20 protein-coding genes and 2 pseudogenes are annotated in these 19,162 nt (G+C 71.1%); 13 read left to right on the forward strand and 9 right to left on the reverse strand.

Translation table 11 applies throughout. From position 1 onward, the window contains the following. From CRP50_RS22995 to CRP50_RS25850, 4 genes and pseudogenes are all read left to right on the forward strand, one after another. A pseudogene (locus tag CRP50_RS22995) lies at positions 1-319 on the forward strand (IS5-like element ISSen2 family transposase); the annotation flags it as partial. Between the two features lie 135 nt (positions 320-454). Next, the gene (trpB, locus tag CRP50_RS23000) at positions 455-1,684 is read left to right on the forward strand and encodes a tryptophan synthase subunit beta (protein ID WP_416045221.1); all 1,230 of its coding nucleotides are present in this window, start codon (positions 455-457) and stop codon (positions 1,682-1,684) included. A gap of 284 nt (positions 1,685-1,968) precedes the next feature. After that, entirely contained in the window at positions 1,969-2,640 is a 672-nt protein-coding gene (locus CRP50_RS23005; protein ID WP_097281550.1) for an MBL fold metallo-hydrolase, read from the forward strand. Next, the gene (locus CRP50_RS25850) at positions 2,637-3,131 is read left to right on the forward strand and encodes a GNAT family N-acetyltransferase (RefSeq protein ID WP_141415233.1); all 495 of its coding nucleotides are present in this window, start codon (positions 2,637-2,639) and stop codon (positions 3,129-3,131) included. The genes CRP50_RS23005 and CRP50_RS25850 overlap by 4 nt, the downstream gene beginning before the upstream one ends. A 100-nt stretch (positions 3,132-3,231) precedes the next feature. Here CRP50_RS25850 and CRP50_RS26585 read toward each other — a convergent pair. Together CRP50_RS26585 and CRP50_RS23020 are read right to left on the reverse strand one after the other, a co-directional pair. Beyond that, a pseudogene (locus CRP50_RS26585) lies at positions 3,232-3,591 on the reverse strand (GNAT family N-acetyltransferase); the annotation flags it as partial. Between the two features lie 74 nt (positions 3,592-3,665). Next, positions 3,666-4,208 (reverse strand): hypothetical protein, encoded by a 543-nt coding sequence (locus CRP50_RS23020; protein ID WP_141415234.1) that lies wholly within the window; start codon positions 4,206-4,208, stop codon positions 3,666-3,668. A gap of 353 nt (positions 4,209-4,561) precedes the next feature. Here CRP50_RS23020 and CRP50_RS23025 point away from each other — a divergent pair, with 353 nt between their 5' ends. Further along, positions 4,562-5,140 (forward strand): hypothetical protein, encoded by a 579-nt coding sequence (locus CRP50_RS23025; protein ID WP_097281553.1) that lies wholly within the window; start codon positions 4,562-4,564, stop codon positions 5,138-5,140. A gap of 39 nt (positions 5,141-5,179) precedes the next feature. Here the strand turns inward: CRP50_RS23025 and CRP50_RS23030 are convergent, their stop codons facing one another. Next, complete coding sequence (locus tag CRP50_RS23030; protein WP_097281554.1) at positions 5,180-6,247, reverse strand: Glu/Leu/Phe/Val family dehydrogenase; 1,068 nt, start codon at positions 6,245-6,247, stop codon at positions 5,180-5,182. A 180-nt stretch (positions 6,248-6,427) separates the two neighbouring features. Between CRP50_RS23030 and CRP50_RS23035 the strand changes: the two genes are divergently transcribed. Continuing rightward, positions 6,428-6,931 carry an Lrp/AsnC family transcriptional regulator gene (locus CRP50_RS23035; RefSeq protein WP_097281555.1) on the forward strand — a complete coding sequence of 168 codons (504 nt, stop codon included), beginning with the start codon at positions 6,428-6,430 and terminating at the stop codon, positions 6,929-6,931. A gap of 1 nt (position 6,932) precedes the next feature. Here CRP50_RS23035 and CRP50_RS23040 read toward each other — a convergent pair whose 3' ends face one another. Both CRP50_RS23040 and CRP50_RS23045 read right to left on the reverse strand, forming a co-directional pair. Next, entirely contained in the window at positions 6,933-7,556 is a 624-nt protein-coding gene (locus CRP50_RS23040; RefSeq protein WP_097281556.1) for an NAD(P)H-dependent oxidoreductase, read from the reverse strand. A gap of 65 nt (positions 7,557-7,621) precedes the next feature. Next, a complete protein-coding gene (locus tag CRP50_RS23045) occupies positions 7,622-8,212 on the reverse strand; it encodes a TetR/AcrR family transcriptional regulator (protein ID WP_176525315.1) in 591 nt (196 codons plus the stop codon). 276 nt (positions 8,213-8,488) lie between these two features. Between CRP50_RS23045 and CRP50_RS23050 the strand changes: the two genes are divergently transcribed. Both CRP50_RS23050 and CRP50_RS23055 read left to right on the forward strand, forming a co-directional pair. Next, a complete protein-coding gene (locus CRP50_RS23050) occupies positions 8,489-10,045 on the forward strand; it encodes a PLP-dependent aminotransferase family protein (RefSeq protein ID WP_097281558.1) in 1,557 nt (518 codons plus the stop codon). Positions 10,046-10,171: 126 nt separating this feature from the next. Beyond that, entirely contained in the window at positions 10,172-10,822 is a 651-nt protein-coding gene (locus CRP50_RS23055) for a pyridoxamine 5'-phosphate oxidase family protein (RefSeq protein ID WP_097281559.1), read from the forward strand. Positions 10,823-10,826: 4 nt separating this feature from the next. Here CRP50_RS23055 and CRP50_RS23060 read toward each other — a convergent pair whose 3' ends face one another. Together CRP50_RS23060 and CRP50_RS23065 are read right to left on the reverse strand one after the other, a co-directional pair. Then, the gene (locus CRP50_RS23060) at positions 10,827-11,747 is read right to left on the reverse strand and encodes a hypothetical protein (RefSeq protein ID WP_097281560.1); all 921 of its coding nucleotides are present in this window, start codon (positions 11,745-11,747) and stop codon (positions 10,827-10,829) included. Between the two features lie 67 nt (positions 11,748-11,814). Further along, on the reverse strand, positions 11,815-12,258 hold the full coding sequence (locus CRP50_RS23065) for a MaoC family dehydratase (protein WP_097281561.1): 444 nt from the start codon (positions 12,256-12,258) through the stop codon (positions 11,815-11,817). 104 nt (positions 12,259-12,362) lie between these two features. Between CRP50_RS23065 and arfB the strand changes: the two genes are divergently transcribed. From arfB to CRP50_RS23080, 3 genes are all read left to right on the forward strand, one after another. Further along, the gene (arfB, locus tag CRP50_RS23070) at positions 12,363-12,782 is read left to right on the forward strand and encodes an alternative ribosome rescue aminoacyl-tRNA hydrolase ArfB (protein WP_097281562.1); all 420 of its coding nucleotides are present in this window, start codon (positions 12,363-12,365) and stop codon (positions 12,780-12,782) included. Between the two features lie 137 nt (positions 12,783-12,919). Then, entirely contained in the window at positions 12,920-14,923 is a 2,004-nt protein-coding gene (locus CRP50_RS23075; RefSeq protein ID WP_176525316.1) for a PAS domain S-box protein, read from the forward strand. Then, entirely contained in the window at positions 14,920-15,372 is a 453-nt protein-coding gene (locus CRP50_RS23080; protein WP_097281564.1) for a response regulator, read from the forward strand. Before CRP50_RS23075 ends, CRP50_RS23080 begins: the two co-directional genes overlap by 4 nt. A 425-nt stretch (positions 15,373-15,797) precedes the next feature. Here CRP50_RS23080 and groL read toward each other — a convergent pair whose 3' ends face one another. Both groL and groES read right to left on the reverse strand, forming a co-directional pair. Continuing rightward, the gene (groL, locus tag CRP50_RS23085; RefSeq protein ID WP_097281565.1) at positions 15,798-17,435 is read right to left on the reverse strand and encodes a chaperonin GroEL; all 1,638 of its coding nucleotides are present in this window, start codon (positions 17,433-17,435) and stop codon (positions 15,798-15,800) included. Positions 17,436-17,483: 48 nt separating this feature from the next. Continuing rightward, positions 17,484-17,798 carry a co-chaperone GroES gene (gene groES, locus CRP50_RS23090; protein ID WP_097281566.1) on the reverse strand — a complete coding sequence of 105 codons (315 nt, stop codon included), beginning with the start codon at positions 17,796-17,798 and terminating at the stop codon, positions 17,484-17,486. A 273-nt stretch (positions 17,799-18,071) separates the two neighbouring features. Between groES and CRP50_RS23095 the strand changes: the two genes are divergently transcribed. Further along, complete coding sequence (locus tag CRP50_RS23095; RefSeq protein ID WP_097281567.1) at positions 18,072-18,335, forward strand: usg protein; 264 nt, start codon at positions 18,072-18,074, stop codon at positions 18,333-18,335. A gap of 69 nt (positions 18,336-18,404) precedes the next feature. Continuing rightward, positions 18,405-19,142 carry a DUF3750 domain-containing protein gene (locus CRP50_RS23100; protein ID WP_097281568.1) on the forward strand — a complete coding sequence of 246 codons (738 nt, stop codon included), beginning with the start codon at positions 18,405-18,407 and terminating at the stop codon, positions 19,140-19,142. Positions 19,143-19,162: the final 20 nt, after the last annotated feature.

The following is a 19,162-nucleotide window of genomic DNA, read 5'->3' on the forward strand; positions in this document are numbered from 1 at the left end:
CGCCTCCGACTGTCGCGGCGGCGAACCTCTTCTTGAGGCGCTGCCGGCGGAGGTCATCGTCCATGCCGACAAGGGCTACGACACAGACCGCGTGCGGCAGATCATCGAGAACCAGGGAGCCGCCCCGAACATCCCGCCCAAGGCCAACAGGCGCTGGAAGAACTGCTTTTCGCCCTTCCTCTACCGCGACCGCAACGCCATCGAGCGCATGTTCGGCCGGCTGAAGGACTTCCGCCGCATCGCCACGAGATATGACCGCTTGGCCGTCAACTTCCTCGCCGCCGTCCAGATCGCCGCCTTCGTCAGCTACTGGTTATGAGTCTGGAGCCTAGTGGATCTTTGGCTAGGGAGGGGCGGCCGATCAACTGCTCCCCCACGCCACCCCCTTCCCACCCCACCCCAACCTCCGCTACCCTCCCGCCCCACCACCAACAACCGCACCCACGGGAGGGGCATCCCCATGAGTCATCTGCGCACGTACCCCGATGCCGAGGGGTTCTTCGGGAAGTTCGGCGGCAGTTTCATTCCGCCCGAGCTGGTGCCGCACATGCAGGCGGTCACCGACGCCTACCTGCGCATCTCGCGGTCGGCGCAGTTCGTCAATGAGCTGCGCCACATCCGCAAGCACTTCCAGGGCCGGCCCACCCCCGTCTCCTACGCCGCAAACCTGTCGGAGCGGCTGAACGGCGCGCGCATCTACCTCAAGCGCGAGGACCTCAACCACACCGGCGCCCACAAGCTCAACCACTGCATGGGCGAGGCGCTGCTCGCCAAGCACATGGGCAAGAAGAAGCTCATCGCCGAGACGGGCGCCGGCCAGCACGGCGTGGCGCTGGCGACGGCGGCGGCCTACTTCGGCATGGAGTGCGAGATCCACATGGGCGAGGTGGACATCGCCAAGGAACACCCCAACGTCGTGCGCATGAAGCTGCTCGGCGCCACCGTGGTGCCCGTCGGGTTCGGCGGCCGCACCCTGAAGGAGGCGGTGGACAGCGCCTTCGTGTCCTACCTGAAGGACCCGGAAACCACGCTCTACGCCATCGGCTCGGTGGTCGGGCCGCACCCGTTCCCCATGATGGTGCGCGACTTCCAGTCGGTGATCGGCGTCGAGGCGCGCGAGCAGTTCGCCGAGATCACCGACGGCCGCCTGCCCGATCACGTTGTGGCCTGCGTCGGCGGCGGCTCCAACGCCATGGGCATCTTCGCCGGCTTCATCGACGAGCCCGCCGTCGCCCTGCACGGGGTCGAGCCGCACGGCACGGGCACGGAACTCGGCCAGCACGCCGCCACCATCACCTACGGCGAGGAAGGCGTCATCCACGGCTTCCGCTGCCTCATGCTGAAGGATGCCGAGGGCAACCCGGCGCCGGTGCACTCCATCGCCTCGGGCCTCGACTATCCGGGCGTCGGGCCTGAGCACAGCTTCCTGCACGAGAGCGGCCGGGTGCAGTACGCCGCCGCCTCCGATGCCGAGACGCTGAACGCCTTCTACGCCCTGTCGCGCCATGAGGGCATCATCCCGGCGCTGGAAAGCGCCCACGCGGTGGCCCACGCCATGAAGCTGGCGAAACAGCGCCCGGCCGGCGAGTGCATCCTGGTCAACCTGTCGGGCCGCGGCGACAAGGACATCGACTACGTGGTCGACACCTTCGGCGACGGGCGGGATCGCGACCTGTTCGGGTGAGGCTGGGGGAGGGGGCTTTTTCACCACCAAGACACCAAGACACCAAGAGGTCGTGCAAGCCGGGGCACCTGTATCCGGTCCGCACGGCGGTGGCGCGGCGCCACCAGAGTGATGCTCTCTCGGAGCACGCGGTGACGGTCGCCACGGCCCCGCGCGCCGGAACAAGCCGCGGCGACCTTGGTGTCTTGGTGTCTTGGTGGTTCCCCCAAACCCTCCCCGACCGCCTGGATCTTGACCCCAACCCGCCCCGCCGCCACCATGCCGGCTCGCAGCCGGAGGAGCCCATGCAGCCGTTCGAGAGCCCCGTCGTCGTCGGTGACTACGAGATCCACGTGGTGGTCTCCGATCCGCCCTATTACCAGAACTGCTACGTCGTGAAGCACGTGCCCTCCGGCGCCCAGGCGGTGGTCGATCCGGGCGACGCGGCGGAGCGGATCGCGGCGCGGCTGGCGGCCAACGGCGGGGCGCAGACGGTGGACGCCGTGCTGCTCACCCACGGCCACCCCGACCACATCGCCGGGCTCGAGGCGACGGCGGCACTGACCGGGGCGCCGGTGATCGCGCACGAGAACGAGCGGCCGGTGCTCGATGCGGCGGCGGAGTGGGGCAGGGCGCTGCTCGGCCGGCCGCTGGCGGTACCGGCGCTCACCTGGTTCGGCGGCGAGACGGCGCAGCGGGCGGCGGGTACGGAGGTGCAGGTGGTGGCGACGCCGGGGCATACGCCGGGCGGCGTCTGCTTCGTCTTCCCCGGCTTCGCCTTCACCGGCGACACCCTGTTCAAGGGCGGCGTGGGCCGCACCGACTTCCCCGGCGGCGACCAGGCGACGCTGGTCGCCTCCATCGGCCGCTTCGTCGCGGCGGTGCCCGGCGAGACGCTGCTGTTCTCCGGCCACGGCCCCTATTGGACGGCGCGCGAGGCGCGGCGCTGGTGGGGCGTGATGGCGGAGACGATGTGATCGGCCTGCGGGCCGTGCGGCCGGAGGATGCCGATGCGGTGCGCGCCCTGGTGGCGCGCGGCATCCTCGCCGCCTATGCCCCCTTCAGCCCCGAGGTGCGGCGGCTGGCGGCGCGCGACGGCACGGCGGCGCTGGTCGGCGCCGACGTCGCCTTCGCCGGCGCCTGGATCGCCGTGGAGCAGGGGGCGGAGGCGGTGCCGCTCGGCGTGGTGTGGACCAGCGGCAATCTGCTGCGCGAGCTGTTCGTCGATCCGCCGGCGCAAGGGCGCGGCCTCGGCCGGCTGCTGCTGAGCGTGGGGGAGCGGGAGATCGCGGCCCGCGGGCACGCCCGGGCGCGGCTCGACGTGGCCGCGCCTAATGCAAGGGCCCGGGCCTTCTACGCGGCCCATGGCTGGCGCGACAGCGGAGAGGCGCCGCCGGGGCGCTGGGATTTCGCCATGATCGGGATGGTGAAAGCGCTGATCCCGGCGGACAGGCGCGATCCAGCATGAGGGCGTAGCGCACTTCCTCGCCGTTGCCGGCCGGCCGGGTGCCGGGCAGGCGGACGAAACCGTGGCGCTCCCAGAACCGCTGACCGGACCGCAGCCGCGTGTCGGCCCACAGCTCGATGCGGTGTGCTCCGGCCTCGCGGGCGTGGCGCACGGCGAGCGCCAGCAGGCGCACCGCGACGCCGGTGCCGCGGCATTGCGGCAGCACGTAGAGGTGGCGCAGCTCGAAGGTGTCGGGGCGGTCGGTGGCGGCCAGCGCGACGCAGCCCGCGAGGCCGCCGGCGCGGTCGTCCTCCGCCACCCAGAACCCGCCGCGCAGGGCGGCGAAGGTGGATCCCGGCGCTCGCAGATCGTCGCGCAGCGCCCGGTCGAAGAGGTCGCAGCCGGCGAATTCGCCGCTGATGTGATGGACCAGGCCGGCCACTTGCCCGCCGTCCGCATCGGTGCCGTCGCGAACCTTCATGAGTCCCCCCTCGGCCGCATGCCCGCTACACCCGGCGCGCAGGGTAAGCGAGGAAAGTCCTACTCGCAATCAGGCTAAAAGCGATAGCTGAAGTCCAGGACCACGCCCTGTTCTCCGGTATCGGGGGCGGTACCATAGGTCAGGCCCATGCGCAGGTCCGACGGCGGCAGCGGCCCGCCGCCGGCGATGGAGCCGATGGACAGCGACAGGCCGTAAGCCTCGCCTTGCGGGCCGGGCTCGACCGTGGCGGCGGCCTGCCAGTCGACGGCGCCGCCCAGCGCGTCGAAGCCCAGGGGCTGGCCGAGGGTGAGGCGGGTGCCGAGGGTGCGCGTCTCGTCGTCGGCCAAGCCGGGCGCACCGCCCGGATGCACCGGCGTCAGGCTGCCGGTGGCGAGCGGCAGGCGGGCATCCTCGGGCGCCTGCAGCGACAGCATGAGCGGCGGCGCCGACACCGCCGACAGCGGCAGCGACCCGTCCGGCGGCGGCAGCGGGCCGAGCGGCAGGCCGCCGAGCGTCGTGGCGGCCGGCACCGACTCGTCCGCCGCCGCCGCCGGGAGGGGCGCCAGCGCCAGGGCCATCGCCGCCACGGCGGCCGTCGTGAGAAGGATCGTGCGCATGGTCATCGTCTCTCCACCGCAGCGCCGGGGCCGCCGCAGCGTCCCCCTCTCTACGTGGGGTGACGGCGGCGCGACTGCACGGTCGGAAATGCAACGCCTACTATAGCCGATTCGCCGCACCGCGGCATCACCTTCCCACCGCAGGGCGAAAAGCCCCCGGCGCCCGGGTCGCCCCGCGCGCCGCCGGCCCAAACCCGCCGTGGCTAAGCCCTTTGGAGAAGAAGGACTTGCGGCGCCACCCCCTCCGGAGGTCGCGGGCGGCGTCAAAAAAGAGTCGTACGATCCCAAAGGATATGGTCTACCTGCCGACGATGAATGCACTGCAGCATGGTGGCGGAGAGGGGCGCGGAGCAATGGTCTACACCTTTCCCTACGACCGACGGAAACTGTCGGTCTTCGCCGTCCTCAGCGTGGTCGGCACGGCCGCCGCGGCGGCGCTGTTCCTGCTGGTGTTCGTGCGCGAGGGCGAGGCGGCGCAGGTCGTGCTCGACACCACCGCCGCCGACATGGGCACCGCCTCGGCGGGCTTGTTCGGCATTCTCCTGTTCGGCGGGCTGGCCATCACGGCGGCCCGTTTTCTTTTGCGCGCCGGCCCGGTGCTGACCATCGACGAGCACGGCATCCTCGACCGCCGCTGGGGCCGCCGCATTCCCTGGGCGCAGGTGCGGGCCGTGCAGGCGCGCGGCCGCGGCATCGCCGCCACCTTCGCCCTGGCCGTCGACCGGCCGGAGCGGTTCGACAGCCGGCCCCTGTGGCGTCGCGTCGCGTGCTTCCCGCTCGGCCTCCGGCGCAATCGCGGGCGCGAGGTGACGCTGCCCGTCGGCGCGCTCGCCTGCCGCAGCGAGGACGTGGCGCTCGCCATCGAGGCCTGCGGCGGCGTGCCGGTGCAGCGCCGCCTGCCGGCCGTGCGGGCCATCGGCGCCGCCCGCTGAGGGGCGGGGCGGCGCCTCTTCTTCCCGACTTGTCGCGGCCTACGCCGCCCAGGCTTCCTTGCCGCGGGCGACGCGCTCGCGCGCCATTTCGTCGGCGGCGTCCTCGGGCCGCAGGCCGCGCTTCTCGGCCAGCGAGAACAGCTCGGCGGTGCGGTCCTCGATGCGCACGACCTTGGCTTCCACGGCGTCGCGGCCGAGGGTGCGGCCGTGGCGCAGGGCCATGACGTCCAGGCTCACCTTGATGAGGCCGCCGGCGTTGATGACGTAGTCGGGGGCGTAGAGGATACCCTTGTCGTGCATCAGGCGGCCCGCTTCGTCGTCGCCCAGCTGGTTGTTGGCGCTGCCGGCGACGACCTTGGTCTTCAGGCGCGGCACCGTGCGGGCGTTCAGCGTGCCGCCGATGGCGCAGGGCGCGAAGATGTCGGCCTGGACGTCGTAGATGGCGTCGGGCTCGACCACCTCTGCGCCGAAGGCCTGCTGCATCTTCTCCACCAGCGCGCGGTCCATGTCGGCGACGGTGATGCGGGCGCCGTCGCGTACCAGCTGCTCGATCAGCGGACCGCCGACGTGGCCGGCGCCCTGCACGGCGACGTGCACGTCGGCCAGGCTGTTCTTGCCCAGGCGATGGCGGGCGGCGGCGCGCAGGCCGTGGTAGACGCCGAGCGCGGTGAGCGGGCCGGGGCTGGTGCCGAGGCCGTCTTCCGGCAGGCCGGTGACGTGCGGCGTGGCGCGGCGCATGGTGCGCAGGTCGTCCTCTTCCATGCCCATGTCCTCGGCGGTGGTGTAGAGACCGCCGAGTTGGTTGATGGCGCGGCCCATGGCCAGCAGCATCTCCCGCGTCTTCTTCTTCGGGTCGCAGATGATGACCGACTTGGCGCCGCCGAAGGGCAGGTCGGCCATGGCGGCCTTGTAGGTCATGCCGCGCGACAGCTTCAGCACGTCGGTCAGGGCCTCGTCGCCGCTGGCGTAGGCGCGCACGCGGCAGCCGCCGATCGTGGGGCCGAGAACGGTGTTGTGCACGGCGATGATGGCGCGCAGGCCGCTGTCGGCGTCGCGCACGAACACCACACGCTCGTGATCGTCGAAATGGGGATGCTCGAAAACCATGACGTTGTTCCTCCGGTTCTTTGGGTGGCGACGCCGGGAGGTTGCCCCGCGTTCCGCCGCTCGTGCCTGTTATTCATTTTTGTTTCCTGACAGTGTATCGCAAGCGATGTGACGAGTCCTTGCGTATGGGCGGCGAAGACGCCACCTCTGTGATCGAACCGTGCACGACGGGACAGGAAGATGAAGAAAACGAGCATCGAGGCGCTGGACGGCTATGACATCAAGATCCTGGCGGCTTTGCAGGAGGACGCCAGGATCTCCAACGTCGCCCTGTCGGAGCGCGTGGCCTTGTCGCCGTCGCAGTGTTCCCGGCGCATCGCGCGGCTGGAGCAGGCGGGGCTGCTGCTGGGCTATCACGCCCGCATCGAGCCGGCGGCCGTCGGGCTCGACGTCATCGCGCTGGTGACGGTGTCGCTGAAGGAACATGGGGAGGAGGCGGTACAGGCCTTCCAGCGGGCGGTGCTCGACCTGCCGGAGGTGCTGGAATGCGCGCTCACCACGGGCGACGCCGATTATCTGCTGCGGGTGGCGGCGCCGGATCTGCGCAGCTTCAGCCAGATCGTCATGCATCGCCTCATGGCCCTGCCCAACGTCGGCAACCTGCGGTCGTCCATCATCCTGGACCAGATCAAGCCCCTCGCCGGCCTCCCCCTGCCGCCGCCGGGGGAGACGCGGGAGGAATAGCTCACTGCGCCGGCACGGCTGCGCGGGCGGAGGAGGTGGCGGTGGCGGCCAACGATTCGCCGAGGGCGCCGGCGTGCCGCAGGTGGTCGGCGATGAGGGCGGCGTCGCCGTTCTCGACGCCGTAGAGAATGGTCGTTTCCGCCGTCAGGCCGCAGTACCCGAAGATGCCGCGGGCGAGCGAGCTGTCGATGGCGGCCGAATGGCCGTGGCGGTCGAAGGCGTCCTGGTCGGCGGCGGCGAGGGCGACCAGGTGGACCGGGCGGTCGCGCAACAGGCCGATCACCTTGCCGGTGGTGTCGGAATAGGCCCAGTCGCGGGTGAAGACGCGGTCGATCCAGCCCTTCAGGATGGCCGGCATGGACCACCAGTAGACGGGGAACACCAGCACCAGCGCGTCGGCGGCATCGATGCGGGCCTGTTCGCGGGCGACGTCGGCCGGCACGGACTGCCCCTGCAGGAACGCGGCGCGGTCGGCGGCGCCATAGCGCGGGTCGAAGCCTTCGGCGGTGAGGTCGGCGACGGTGGCGTCGGAGCCGGCGCGGCGGGCGCCGTCGGCGATGGCGCGGGCGACGGCGGCGGTGAGCGAGTTGGGGTCGGGATTGGCGGTGACGATGAGGGCAGGCATGGCGCTTCTCCGTAAGCTACGATCAGTAAGTTACGGAGTGTAGGTTATGCCGCCGGGCGGGGATGTCAAGCGTCGGGAGGCGGAGCCGCGGCGACGGCCAGGATGATGGTCTTCAGTGTCGCGGTGGCGGTGTCGCGGCTGATCGACCCGGCGCAGACCGCCCGCGACAAGGCTTCCAGCGACGCCAGCACGGCGGTGAAGGCGGCGGTGAAGGCAGCGCCCGGCCGCAGGCCGAAGGGCTCCAGCGCGCGCCCGAACACCGTCATCAGGTTGGCCCGGCAGGATTGCAGCATGGCCTCCATCTCGGCGCTGCCTTCCAGGGCGGCGGTGACGGCCAGCACTTCCGGCCCGGCGTCGAGGGCGCATTCGACGCAGGCGTTCGCCAGAATGTCGGCGACGCGATCCAGCGTCGTGCCGCCGCGGGCGAGGGCGGTTTCCAGCGCGGTGGTCTGGCGCTGGTCGTAATCCAGGTAGATGGCTGCCAGCAGCCCGGTGCGGGTGACGAAATGGTCGTAGGCGATGGGCTTGCTCACGCCCGCCCGCTCCGCCACCCGGGCGAGGGTGAGGGCGTCGACGCCTTCGTCGCGGACGACATCGAGCGCGACGGCCAGCAATTGCGCGCGTCGATCGTCGCGGGACAGGCGCTTGGAGACCATGGGATACCGCATCCTCGTGCTCGGGTGGTGGCCCCACAAGGTGCCCCATTCGCCGCCGTCGATCCAGGGCCGGTCGTGCAGGGCTGCCAGTCGGTGGCCCTATCCGAAGCGGTTACGCCTCGCCGGCCGGCAGGTCAGGGGTCGCGGATCGGCACTGGCTCCGCCGTCGAAGTGGCCTCATCATGGACCCATGAATGGACCTTAGGCCGCGCCATTTGACACCGGTAAGCTGAGGCCAATTCCGAGCCGAATCGTCGAGTACGAGGAGTCCAGTCCATGGGCAAGGCGCCTTCGGGGGCGGTCATTGGTCCCGTCAATCTTCAGGACGGGCCGGAAGCCCCGCCGCTCTACCGCCAGGTCTACCTGCACATTCGCCGCGCCATCCTGGGCGGCCAGTTGCCGGCGGGGTCGCGCCTGCCGTCCACCCGCGTGCTGGCGCAGGAGCTGGGCGTGTCGCGCAACACGGTCGCGGCCGCCTTCGACCAGCTCTACGCCGAAGGCTTCATCGAGGGCCGCGTCGGGTCGGGGTCCTACGTCACCGACTGCATCTGCGAGACCCTGGTCGAGGCCTGCGCCGACAACCCGAAGGCCGCCGCCCCGGTGGTGCCGGACGTCGGCGGGCCGGGCCTGTCGCGGCGCGGCGCGGTGATGGCCAACGCCCGCATCCTGGAACAGCACGCCCGCCATGTCGGCTACTTCCGCCCCGGCACGCCGGCGCTCGACGCCTTCCCGCACGCCCTGTGGCAGCGGCTGGTGTCCAAGCGGCTGCGCCTGCGCGAGACGGCCATCGGCAACTACGGCCCCGCCGCCGGCTACGAGCCGCTGCGCCGTGCCGTCGCCGGCTACCTCGCCACGGCGCGCGGCGTGGTGTGCTCGCCCGACCAGATCATCATCACCGCCGGTGCCCAGGCGGCGCTCGACCTCTGCGCCCGCATCCTGGCCGACCCCGGCGACAAGGCGTGGATCGAGGATCCGGGCTACCTGGGTGCGCGCGGCGCCTTCCGCGCCGCCGGCCTGGACATCGTGCCGGTGCCGGTGGACGACGAGGGCCTGGACGTGGCCACCGGCGAGCGCGTCGCGCCCCACGCCCGGCTCGCCTACATCACCCCGTCGCGGCAATACCCGACCGGCCCGGTCATGAGTGTGGCCCGCCGATTGGCCCTGCTCGACTGGGCCCGGCGCAACGACGCCTGGATCATCGAGGACGACTACGACAGCGAGTACCGCTACTGCGGCCGCCCGCTGACAGCGCTGCAGGGCCTCGACGGCGGCCGCCGGGTCTTCTACATCGGCACCTTCTCCAAGGTGCTGTTCCCCGACCTGCGCCTCGGCTACCTGGTGGTGCCGGAGCATCTGGTGGGCGAGGTGGTGCGGGCCCGCGCCGTCGCCTCCGGTCCGCTGCCGGTGTTCAACCAGGCGGTGGTGGCCGACTTCATGGAGGAAGGCCACTTCACCGCCCACATCCGCCGCATGCGGTCGCTCTATGCCGAGCGGCAGGAAGCCATGCTGGAGGCCGGGCGCACCCACATGGCGGGCATGCTCGACATGCAGCCGGCGGCCGGCGGCCTGCAGCTCATCGGGCGGGTGCAGGGCGGCGTGTCCGACCTCGACCTGGTGGAACGGGCCGGGGCGGCGGGCATGGCGGTGACGCCGCTGTCGCAGATGTATCTCGGTGGCACCGTGGACAATGGCCTCCTTCTCGGCTTCGCCGCGGTGGATGCCCGGGCCATGAACCTGCGCGTGCGCCAGCTCGCACAGGCCATAGAGCCTGCCTTCCGGGCCGTTTCGAGCCTCGCGCCGCGGCGTATCGGTGGCACCGTCGCCGCCGAGTAAACGGGCCTGCCGAGGGGCCACTTCCTCCGGCATCCTGGACCTGTCGACCAACCGCGTCGGCCGTCGTGCACCCCGCACGGCGGCCGATGCCGTTTTCCACAGTCCACAGGAGGAGGGGAGCCCGCCATGTCCGCCACCGAAACCTATGCCCGCACCGACCGCACCACCGGCCGCCGCCGCGACCGCATGTCCTATGACCGCGCCGCCGTTCACGCCGTCATCGACGAGGCGCTGGTCTGCCACGTCGGCTTCGTCGACGAGGACGGGCAGCCGCACGTCGTTCCGACCATCCCCTGGCGGGTCGACGACACGCTCTACGTCCACGGCGCCAAGGCGAGCCGGCTGATGAAGGTGATGGCCTCGGGCGCGCCGGTGTGCATCACCGTGGCGCTGCTCGACGGGCTGGTGCTGGCGCGCTCGGCCTTCAACCACTCCATGAACTACCGCTCGGTCATGGCCTACGGCCGCTGCGTGGCGGTGGAGGACCCGGAGGAGAAGGCGCGCATCCTGGCGCCGCTCAGCGACAAGCTGGTGCCCGGGCGGGCGCAGGCGGCCCGCTGGCCCAACGCCAAGGAACTGGCGGCGACGGCGGTAGTCGGCTTGGCCCTCGACGAGGTGGCGCTGAAGGCGCGCTCCGGCCCGCCCAAGGACGATGCCGAGGACATGGATCATCCGGTCTGGGCGGGCGTGCTGCCCCTGCGGCTCACCGCCGGCACGCCGGAGCCCGACGCCGCGCTGGCGCCGGGCATCACGGCGGGCATGCCGCAGGGGGCGTGACCGATCAGTCGGCGGCCTTGGTGCCGGCCGTGGGGCCGGGCTCGGCGGTCTTCGCCTTGCCGCGGTCCATGGGCGTGACGCTCGCCGACGGCCGGCTGCCGAGGATCTCGCGCAGGGTTTCGGTCACCGGCAGGGCGCCCGGAACCCAGCGGTTGAGGTGGTGGCCGGCCCCCGGCACCACCCGGCGGCCCTTTTCCGAGCAGGCGTTGAGCCAGCCGAGGGCGTCCAGCGCGCCGATCACCTGATAGGCTTCCATGTCGTCGGGCAGCGGCGCCTGGGCACCCAGGCTGACGACGGTGAGGCGGCGGCGGCGCTCCGGCAGGCGATCCAGCGCCTCGGCGATGGCGAAGGCGCCGCGGCCGTGGCCGACCAGCAGGCGCAGGCCGCTCTGGTCGCGGTCGAGCAGGGTGGCGATCATGTCGGGCGCCAGCGGCTCGTCGCCCGGCTCCACCAGATGCGGTGCGGCGGCCGACATCATGGCGCGGGTGAAGCGCATCATGTCGCCGGCGAAGCCGAAGGCGAGGCGTCCGCCCATCTCGTCGGCCGCCATTTCGGCCAGGCCGAAACCGGGCACCAGGGCCGCCACCGGCTTCTCCACCGCGTCGGCCACCGCCCGTGCCAGGGCGGCCGCCGCCAGGGCGGAGGCGCCGTCGGCCACCACCAGGGTGTCGAGCGAGCCGCCGAAGGCCTCGGCATAGGCGCCGGCATGGGGCACCGTGCGGATGCCGCGGTCGGACCCGCCGGGCGCCACCACCAGGATCGCGCCGGCCGTCACGTCCATCATGCCGAGGGCGGCCTGTTCCTCGGCGGTCAGGCCGGCGACGTCGCAGCTGAGCGCGTCGACGGCGCAGGCGCCCATATGCAGGCCGCCCAGCGCCATGCGGGTGGTCAGGCGGGCGTAATCCTCGAGCAGCGTCCGCTCCATGAAATCCTCCTCCGGGGTCTGTCGTTATGCTTGGGGCGGGGAGGAAACAGCCGGAGGCCGAAAATGTTCATCCTCCGGTACCGATCATGAGAGGTGCCGTCATGGTGAAGACGACGGTGCCGGTGGCGGCGTCCAGCAGCTCGCACCGGAAGGTCACGAAGCCGCGGTCGGGGCGCGAGCGCGACGGCTTCACCGCCTCCACCGTCGCCCGGCCCTCCAGGTCCTGGTCCGGGCGCACCGGTGCCAGCCAGCGCAGGGCATCGACTCCGGGCGAGCCCATGCTGGCGGTGCGGTGGAGCAGGCCGTCGACGAACAGCCGCATGAACACGCCGGCGGTTTGCCAGCCGCTGGCGCACAATCCTTCGAAGGCCGAGGCGGCGGCGGCCGTTTCGTCGGTGTGGAAGGGCTGCGGGTCGTAGTCGGCGGCGAAGGCCTTGATCTCGGCGGCGGAAAGGCTGCGGCGGCCGAGCGCGAAGCTCTGCCCCGGCTGGAAGTCGGCGAAGGTGAGCATGGTCGGGGCGGCCTCGTGGTGGTGGAGCGGTCCGAGCCCGAGCTTACGGCCCGCCGCGTCGTCATGGACAGAGCCACTGTGCGCGCATAGTCTTCCGTCCCATCATGCTGATCGTCACGTCGCATATCTCGCTGCCCGAGGACGAACTGGAGGAAAGCTTCATCCGCGCCTCCGGCCCCGGCGGGCAGAACGTCAACAAGGTCGCCACCGCCGTGCAGCTGCGGTTCGACGCCGCCAACACGCACGCCCTGGCCGAGCCGGTGCGCGCCCGCCTCATCGCTCTGGCCGGCAGCCGGGCGACGTCTGACGGCGTCATCGTCATCGACGCCCGCAGTCACCGCAGCCAGGAGCGCAACCGCGCCGACGCCCGCGAGCGCCTGGCCGAGCTGGTGCGCCAGGCCCTGCACGTGCCGCGCAAGCGCCGCCCGACGCGGCCCACCAAGGCCAGCAAGGAGCGCCGCGTCACCGGCAAGAAGCATCGCGGCTCCATCAAGCAGGGCCGCGGGCGGGTCTCTACCGACTAAAGTCGCGGGCCACCTTGAGCGGTGGGTCTACTTGTCCCTGCGCCGGAATTGGCGGACAGTTGAACTGTCGACATCGTCCGCCGTCGTCCGCCGCGCGTGAGCCCCGGTGGTCGCAACGGCTGCGGGAGAGGGAACGCGTGACCGCCGACCGCCTCAAGACGCCGCTCCAGCTCGCCCTCGCGGTGGCAGCCGGAACCGGGGTCTATGCCGTTGCCGCAGTGGCGGCTCTCGGCGCCGCCAAGGTGCAGGGCGCGGTCGTGCCCCTGTGGCCGGCGGCCGGGGTGGCGCTGGCGGCGGTGCTGCTGTTCGGTCCGCGCCTGCTGGTGGTGCCGGCCCTCGGGCACCTGGCAGCCTGGCTGCCGCTGTCGGAGCACGGCGCCCCGTTGATCGCGGGAGCGGCGGCGACGGCCGGGACGGCGGTCGCCTGGTTGGTCATGCGCCGCCTCGGCGGTCCGGTGCGGCCCATCGGGAGCCTGCGTCAGGTGCTGGCGCTGCTGGTGGCGGCCATGGTCGGCGGCGTGGCGGCTGGCGCACTGGGCGCCGGCCTTCTCATGCTGCGCGACGGATTCCCGCCGGATGTCTTCCTGCGCATCGCGGTCGGCTGGACGGTGGGGGACGCCATCGGCATCATCTGCGTGACGCCGCTGCTGCTCGCCCTGCCGGAGCTGCGGCGTACGCCTGTGCCGTGGCGGCGCGGGCCGGAAGGCATCCTGCTGCTGGCCCTGACGGCCGTGGTGGCGGCGGCGAGCGCCGACGGGCGGCTGCCGCTGGGTCAAGAACTGGGCGGCGCGGTCTGGCTGCTGGTGCCCTTCCTCATCTGGAGCGCCCTGCGCTTCGGCGTCGGCGGCGCGGCGGCGACCGGCCTCGCCGCGGCGACGGCGGCGGCCTTCGGCGGGGCGGGCGAGGGCACCCTGGTGCCGCTGCTGCTGTTCATTGGCACGGTCACGCTCATGGGGCTGCTGCTGGCGGCCGGCGGCGTCGAGCGGCGCGACGCGGTGGCCGAGGCGCGGCGGCTGTCGAGCGCCGTCGAGCAGTCGGCGGCGAGCGTCGTCATCACCGACACCGACGGCCGGCTGACCTACGTCAACCCGCGCTTCACCGAAACCTCGGGCTGGCTGCCGCAGGAGGTGCTGGGCCGCACCCTCGACTTCCTGCGCACAGGCCGCACCTCGCCGGCCGAGTACGCCGAGATGTGGCGCACGCTCGAAGCCGGGCGCGTCTGGCACGGCGAGTTCCTTAACCGCCGCAAGGACGGCTCGCTGTGGTGGGAACAGGCTTCCATCGCCCCGGTGCGCGACGAACTCGGCCGCGTCACCCACTACGTGGCGGTGAAGGAGGACATCTCCGAGCGCAAGGAGACGGAACGACGCCTGCGCAGCATGGTGGACGAGCTGCGCCGCTCCAACCGCGAGCTGCAGCACTTCGCCTCCATCGTCGCCCACGACCTGCAAGAGCCGCTGCGCGCCATCAGCGGCTTCGCCCAGCTGCTGCGCAAGCGCTACGGCGACCGCCTGGATGCCGAGGCCGACAGTTACATCGACTACATGGTCGGTGGGTCGGAGCACATGAAGGCCATGTTCCGCGACCTCATGGACTACAGCCAGGTGGACGCCGCTCCCATGGCCCCCGCCGACGTCGACCTGGCGGCGGTGGTCGCCGACGTGCGCGACGCCCTGCACCGCGAGATCACCGAGGCCGGCGCCGATGTGGTGGTGGGGCCGCTGCCGGTGGTATGCTGTTCACGGCGGCAGATGGAGATGGTGTTCGCTCATCTGGTCGCCAATGGATTGAAGTTCCGCCACCCGGACCGGCCGCCCCGCATCGTCGTCGGCGCCGCCCGCCGGTCGGAAGCCTGGGAGGTTCACGTGCTCGACAACGGCATCGGCATTCCCCCGGAGCAGGCCAAGGGCCTGTTCGTGCTGTTCCGTCGCCTGCACACCCAGGCGCAGTACGCCGGCACCGGCATCGGCCTCGCCATCAGCCGCCGCATCGTCGAACGCCACGGCGGCCGCATCTGGGCCGAGAGCGACGGCCTCAGCGGCACCGCCATCCGTTTCACCCTGCCGCTCGGCGTCCGCCCGCCCGGCGCCGCCGCCGCCGCCCCATCCGGCCGCACCACCCTGGAGGATCTGCCCGCATGAGGCTGCCCATCGCCAATGCCGTCGTGCTTCTGGTGGAGGACAACGAGGCCGACGCCCGCCTGACCCGTGAAGCCTTCTCGGAGATCGGCAGGTCGCTGACCATGGAATGGGTGCGCGACGGTGACGAGGCGCTCGCCTACCTGCGCCGCCACCCGCCCTATCAGGCGGCGCCTCGGCCGCATCTGGTCTTGCTCGACCTCAACATGCCGCGCCGCGACGGCCGCGCGACGCTCGCCGCCATCAAGGCCGACCCGGCCCTGAAGCAGATCCCCGTGGTGGTGCTGACCACCTCGGAAAGCGAGGCCGACGTGCGCGCCAGCTACCAGGCCTATGCCAACGCCTATGTGACCAAGCCGGTGGACATGGACGACCTGACCAAGAAGATGGCCTCGTTGATGGACTTCTGGCTGACCGACGTCGCCCACGTTCCGCCGGTGGCGGAGGATTAGGGGGACTGGGGCTTCGCGCCCGCCGACAGGCTCGGGTATGACAGGTGGTTGATGTAAAACGTTAATTGGTCATGGCCGGCCCCGGCCAACTACGGCCACTGGCGGTTGGCGTTGGGCTCCGTCCTCCACGGGTGGCGGCAGGGGAGCCGTAGATGCCCGGATCAAGTCCGGGCATGACAAGGGTTTGATAAAGCGTAAGAAATTGTCATGGCCGGGCTCGACCCGGCCATCCACGGCGTCACCGGCGGTTGCCGCCGGCGCCGTCCTCCACGACTGCCGGCAGGGGGGCCGTAGGACCCGACGCCCGGGCACGGTCCCCTTGGTGCCTTGGTGTCTGGTGGTTCGCCCAGAACACCACCAGCCCCACCAGAAAGGGCCGCCCCTCGCCAGGCGGCCCTCCTTGTTCAGACGCGGGAACCGGCCGATCAGAAGTCCATGTCGCCCATGCCGCCGCCGGGCATGGCGGGGCCGGCGGACTTGGGTTCGGCCTTTTCGGCCACCATGGCTTCGGTGGTGATCATCAGGCCGGCGACCGAGGCGGCGTCCTGCAGCGCGGTACGGACCACCTTGGTCGGGTCGATGATGCCCGCCTTCACCAGGTCGACGTAGGTGCCGGTCTGGGCGTCGAAGCCCCAGTTGGTGTCGCTCGACTCCAGCAGCTTGCCGGCGACCACCGCGCCGTCGTGGCCGGCGTTCAGCGCGATCTGACGCACCGGCGCCTGCAGGGCGCGGCGGACGATCTCGATGCCGACCTTCTGGTCGTCGTTGGCCGGCGTCAGGCTCTCCAGCGCCTTGGTGGCGTAGAGCAGCGCGACGCCACCGCCGGCGACCACGCCTTCCTCCACCGCCGCACGGGTGGCGTGCAGGGCGTCGTCGACGCGGTCCTTCTTCTCCTTCACCTCCACCTCGGTGGCGCCGCCGACCTTGATGACGGCCACGCCGCCGGCCAGCTTCGCCAGGCGCTCCTGCAGCTTCTCGCGGTCGTAGTCGGAGGTGGTCTCCTCGATCTGCGCCTTGATCTGCGCCACGCGCGCCTCGATGTCGGCCTTGGCGCCGGCCCCGTCGACGATGGTGGTGTCGTCCTTGGTGATGGTCACCGTCTTGGCCGTGCCGAGCATGGCGAGCGTCACGCTCTCGAGCTTGATGCCCAGCTCTTCGCTGACCACCTGGCCGCCGGTCAGGGTGGCGATGTCCTGCAGCATGGCCTTGCGGCGGTCGCCGAAGCCGGGCGCCTTGACGGCCGCGACCTTGAGGCCGCCGCGCAGGCGGTTGACCACCAGGGTGGCGAGGCTTTCGCCTTCCACGTCCTCGGCGATGATGAGCAGCGGACGGCCCGACTGCACCACGGCTTCCAGCACCGGCAGCAGCGGCTGCAGGCTGGACAGCTTCTTCTCGTGAATCAGGATGTAGGGGTTGTCCAGTTCCGCCACCATCTTCTCGCCGTTGGTGACGAAGTAGGGCGACAGGTAGCCGCGGTCGAACTGCATGCCTTCGACGACGTCCAACTCGGTCTCCAGGCCCTTGGCCTCCTCGACCGTGATGACGCCCTCGTTGCCGACCTTCTCCATGGCCTTGGCGATGATCTCGCCGATCTCGCGCTCGCCGTTGGCGGAAATGGTGCCGACCTGGGCGATCTCGCCGTTGGTCTCGACCTTGCGCGAGCGCGCCTTCACGTCGGCGACGACGGCGGCGACCGCCATGTCGATGCCGCGCTTGAGGTCCATGGGGTTCATGCCGGCGGCGACGGACTTGGCGCCCTCGCGCACGATGGCCTGGGCCAGAACGGTGGCGGTGGTGGTGCCGTCGCCCGCCAGGTCGGCGGTCTTGGACGCCACTTCCTTCAGCATCTGGGCGCCCATGTTCTCGAACTTGTCCTTCAGTTCGATCTCTTTGGCGACCGAAACGCCGTCCTTGGTCACCCGCGGGGCGCCGAAGGACTTGTCGAGGACCACGTTGCGGCCCTTGGGGCCGAGGGTCACCTTCACCGCGTCGGCCAGGATGTCCACGCCGCGCAGCAGGCGCGCGCGGGCATCCGCCGAGAACTTCACTTCCTTAGCGGCCATAGTCGTATGCTCCGAAAGAAATCTGCCTGTGGCTCCGGGTGAGGGGGATCAGGCGGCCTTCGCCGTGGCGGCGGCGCCTTCGATCACGCCGAGGATGTCGCTCTCCTTCATGATGAGGAGATCCTCGCCGTCGACCTTCACCTCGGTGCCCGACCACTTGCCGAACAGCACCCGGTCGCCGACCTTCACGTCGAGCGGCTGCAGGCTGCCGTCCTCGGCCCGCGCGCCGGGGCCGACGGCGACCACTTCGCCCTGCTGGGGCTTTTCCTTGGCGGTGTCGGGGATGATGATTCCGCCCTTGGTCTTCTCGTCGGCCTCGATGCGGCGCACGAGAACCCGGTCGTGGAGCGGCCGAAACGTCATGGCATGTGCCTCCGTCATTCCTTGTTCAAGCAAATGACTGCTATCGGTTGAACTGGCTCCCGCTGGTGCGGCGAGCGGAGGTACATCTAATCAGGCCGTCGCGGCCGTCAAGAGGGTCAATGAAAAAATTTGGCAGCACTCCCTCCCATGTGCTGCTAGAGCATTGAAATTGAACATGAATATCTTGATTCGCGGGTGTCCGTCCAGGCATCATGAGGGGGTGAAGAGCAAGAAAGTGCCGCGCAGGGAACGCCTCTGACGGAGACCCGAGCCATGACCGCTTTCGCCAAACAGTTGACCGGCTATCGGCTGACCACCGCCCGCATCACCTATCACCTGCCCGACCACCCGTCCCTGCTGCAGGAGTACATCTGGCAGGACCTGGACCTGGCGCCCGGCTACCCGGTGCTGCGCCGATTCCTCGACTTCTGGCAGCGGAACCTGGAAGGGCGGCTGCATTCTGTGCAGGTGGCGAGCAAGGGCCTCGTCTCGCCGGCCGAGATGCGGCTCGCCACCGCCGAGTTCGCCTTGCACTGAGGCCGTCGCCTTTCCTCCGCCGCTTTTGCTCCCCACTCTCGGGGGAGGACCGGAGGAAGAGGCCAGGGCATGAGCGTGGTGTGGAAGACGGTGCGGGTGGTGCTGGTGCTGCTCGCGGTGATGCTGGTGCCGCTCGGCGTCAACGCCGTGAGCCGCGGCGTGCCCGACATCGCCTGGCACCAGGCCACCCGCAACCCCACCGGCCAGGCGCCCGCCGCGGCGGAGGAGCCGCGCGCCGTGATCCAGGTCTACGCCGCGCCGGCCTTCAACTGGCGCGGCATCTTCGGCGTCCACCCGTGGATCGCCGTCAAGCGCCAGGGCGCCGACCGCTGGCAGCGATACGAGGTGACGGGGTGGAGCGGCGGCCGCGTGGTGCGCGACCGCATGGCGCCCGACGCCGAATGGTTCGGCGCCCGGCCGCAATTGCTGGTCGACCTGCGCGGCGGGGCGGAGGTGGAGGCGCTCATCGACCGCGTGGAGGCGGCCGTCGAGAGCTACCCCTACGACGGCCGCTACAGCATCTTCCCCGGCCCCAATAGCAACACCTTCGCAGCCTGGGTGGGCCGGTCGGTGCCGGAACTCGGCCTCGACCTGCCGGCCAACGCCATCGGCAAGAACTGGCTGCCCTGGCACTCCCCCGTCGCCCGCGCCCCCAGCGGCGGCGGCGTGCTTATTTCCGCCGGCGGCTGGGCGGCCCTGCTGATGGCGCCGGAGGAGGGGGTGGAACTGACGCTGTTGGGCTTGTCGCTGGGGGTGGATATGACGCCGCTCGACCTCAGGCTGCCGGGGGTTGGTGGGGTGCGGTAGGGGTTGTGGTGGCTGGCGGC

The organism is Caenispirillum bisanense (genome assembly GCF_900230255.1).
Taxonomy (GTDB): Bacteria; Pseudomonadota; Alphaproteobacteria; order Rhodospirillales; family Rhodospirillaceae; genus Caenispirillum; species Caenispirillum bisanense_A.

What these genes read in the sequence shown, in the direction of transcription:
- CRP50_RS23005 (WP_097281550.1), top strand. Translation starts at nt 1,969, where the DNA reads ATGCAGCCGTTCGAGAGCCCCGTCGTCGTCGGTGACTACGAGATCCAC.
- CRP50_RS23100 (WP_097281568.1), top strand. Translation starts at nt 18,405, where the DNA reads ATGAGCGTGGTGTGGAAGACGGTGCGGGTGGTGCTGGTGCTGCTCGCG.
- groL (WP_097281565.1), bottom strand. Translation starts at nt 17,435, where the DNA reads ATGGCCGCTAAGGAAGTGAAGTTCTCGGCGGATGCCCGCGCGCGCCTG.
- arfB (WP_097281562.1), top strand. Translation starts at nt 12,363, where the DNA reads ATGCTGATCGTCACGTCGCATATCTCGCTGCCCGAGGACGAACTGGAG.
- CRP50_RS23035 (WP_097281555.1), top strand. Translation starts at nt 6,428, where the DNA reads ATGAAGAAAACGAGCATCGAGGCGCTGGACGGCTATGACATCAAGATC.
- CRP50_RS23060 (WP_097281560.1), bottom strand. Translation starts at nt 11,747, where the DNA reads ATGGAGCGGACGCTGCTCGAGGATTACGCCCGCCTGACCACCCGCATG.
- groES (WP_097281566.1), bottom strand. Translation starts at nt 17,798, where the DNA reads ATGACGTTTCGGCCGCTCCACGACCGGGTTCTCGTGCGCCGCATCGAG.
- CRP50_RS23050 (WP_097281558.1), top strand. Translation starts at nt 8,489, where the DNA reads ATGGGCAAGGCGCCTTCGGGGGCGGTCATTGGTCCCGTCAATCTTCAG.
- CRP50_RS23045 (WP_176525315.1), bottom strand. Translation starts at nt 8,212, where the DNA reads ATGGTCTCCAAGCGCCTGTCCCGCGACGATCGACGCGCGCAATTGCTG.
- CRP50_RS23030 (WP_097281554.1), bottom strand. Translation starts at nt 6,247, where the DNA reads ATGGTTTTCGAGCATCCCCATTTCGACGATCACGAGCGTGTGGTGTTC.
- CRP50_RS23080 (WP_097281564.1), top strand. Translation starts at nt 14,920, where the DNA reads ATGAGGCTGCCCATCGCCAATGCCGTCGTGCTTCTGGTGGAGGACAAC.
- CRP50_RS23065 (WP_097281561.1), bottom strand. Translation starts at nt 12,258, where the DNA reads ATGCTCACCTTCGCCGACTTCCAGCCGGGGCAGAGCTTCGCGCTCGGC.
- CRP50_RS23055 (WP_097281559.1), top strand. Translation starts at nt 10,172, where the DNA reads ATGTCCGCCACCGAAACCTATGCCCGCACCGACCGCACCACCGGCCGC.
- CRP50_RS23095 (WP_097281567.1), top strand. Translation starts at nt 18,072, where the DNA reads ATGACCGCTTTCGCCAAACAGTTGACCGGCTATCGGCTGACCACCGCC.
- CRP50_RS23025 (WP_097281553.1), top strand. Translation starts at nt 4,562, where the DNA reads ATGGTCTACACCTTTCCCTACGACCGACGGAAACTGTCGGTCTTCGCC.
- CRP50_RS23040 (WP_097281556.1), bottom strand. Translation starts at nt 7,556, where the DNA reads ATGCCTGCCCTCATCGTCACCGCCAATCCCGACCCCAACTCGCTCACC.
- CRP50_RS23020 (WP_141415234.1), bottom strand. Translation starts at nt 4,208, where the DNA reads ATGCGCACGATCCTTCTCACGACGGCCGCCGTGGCGGCGATGGCCCTG.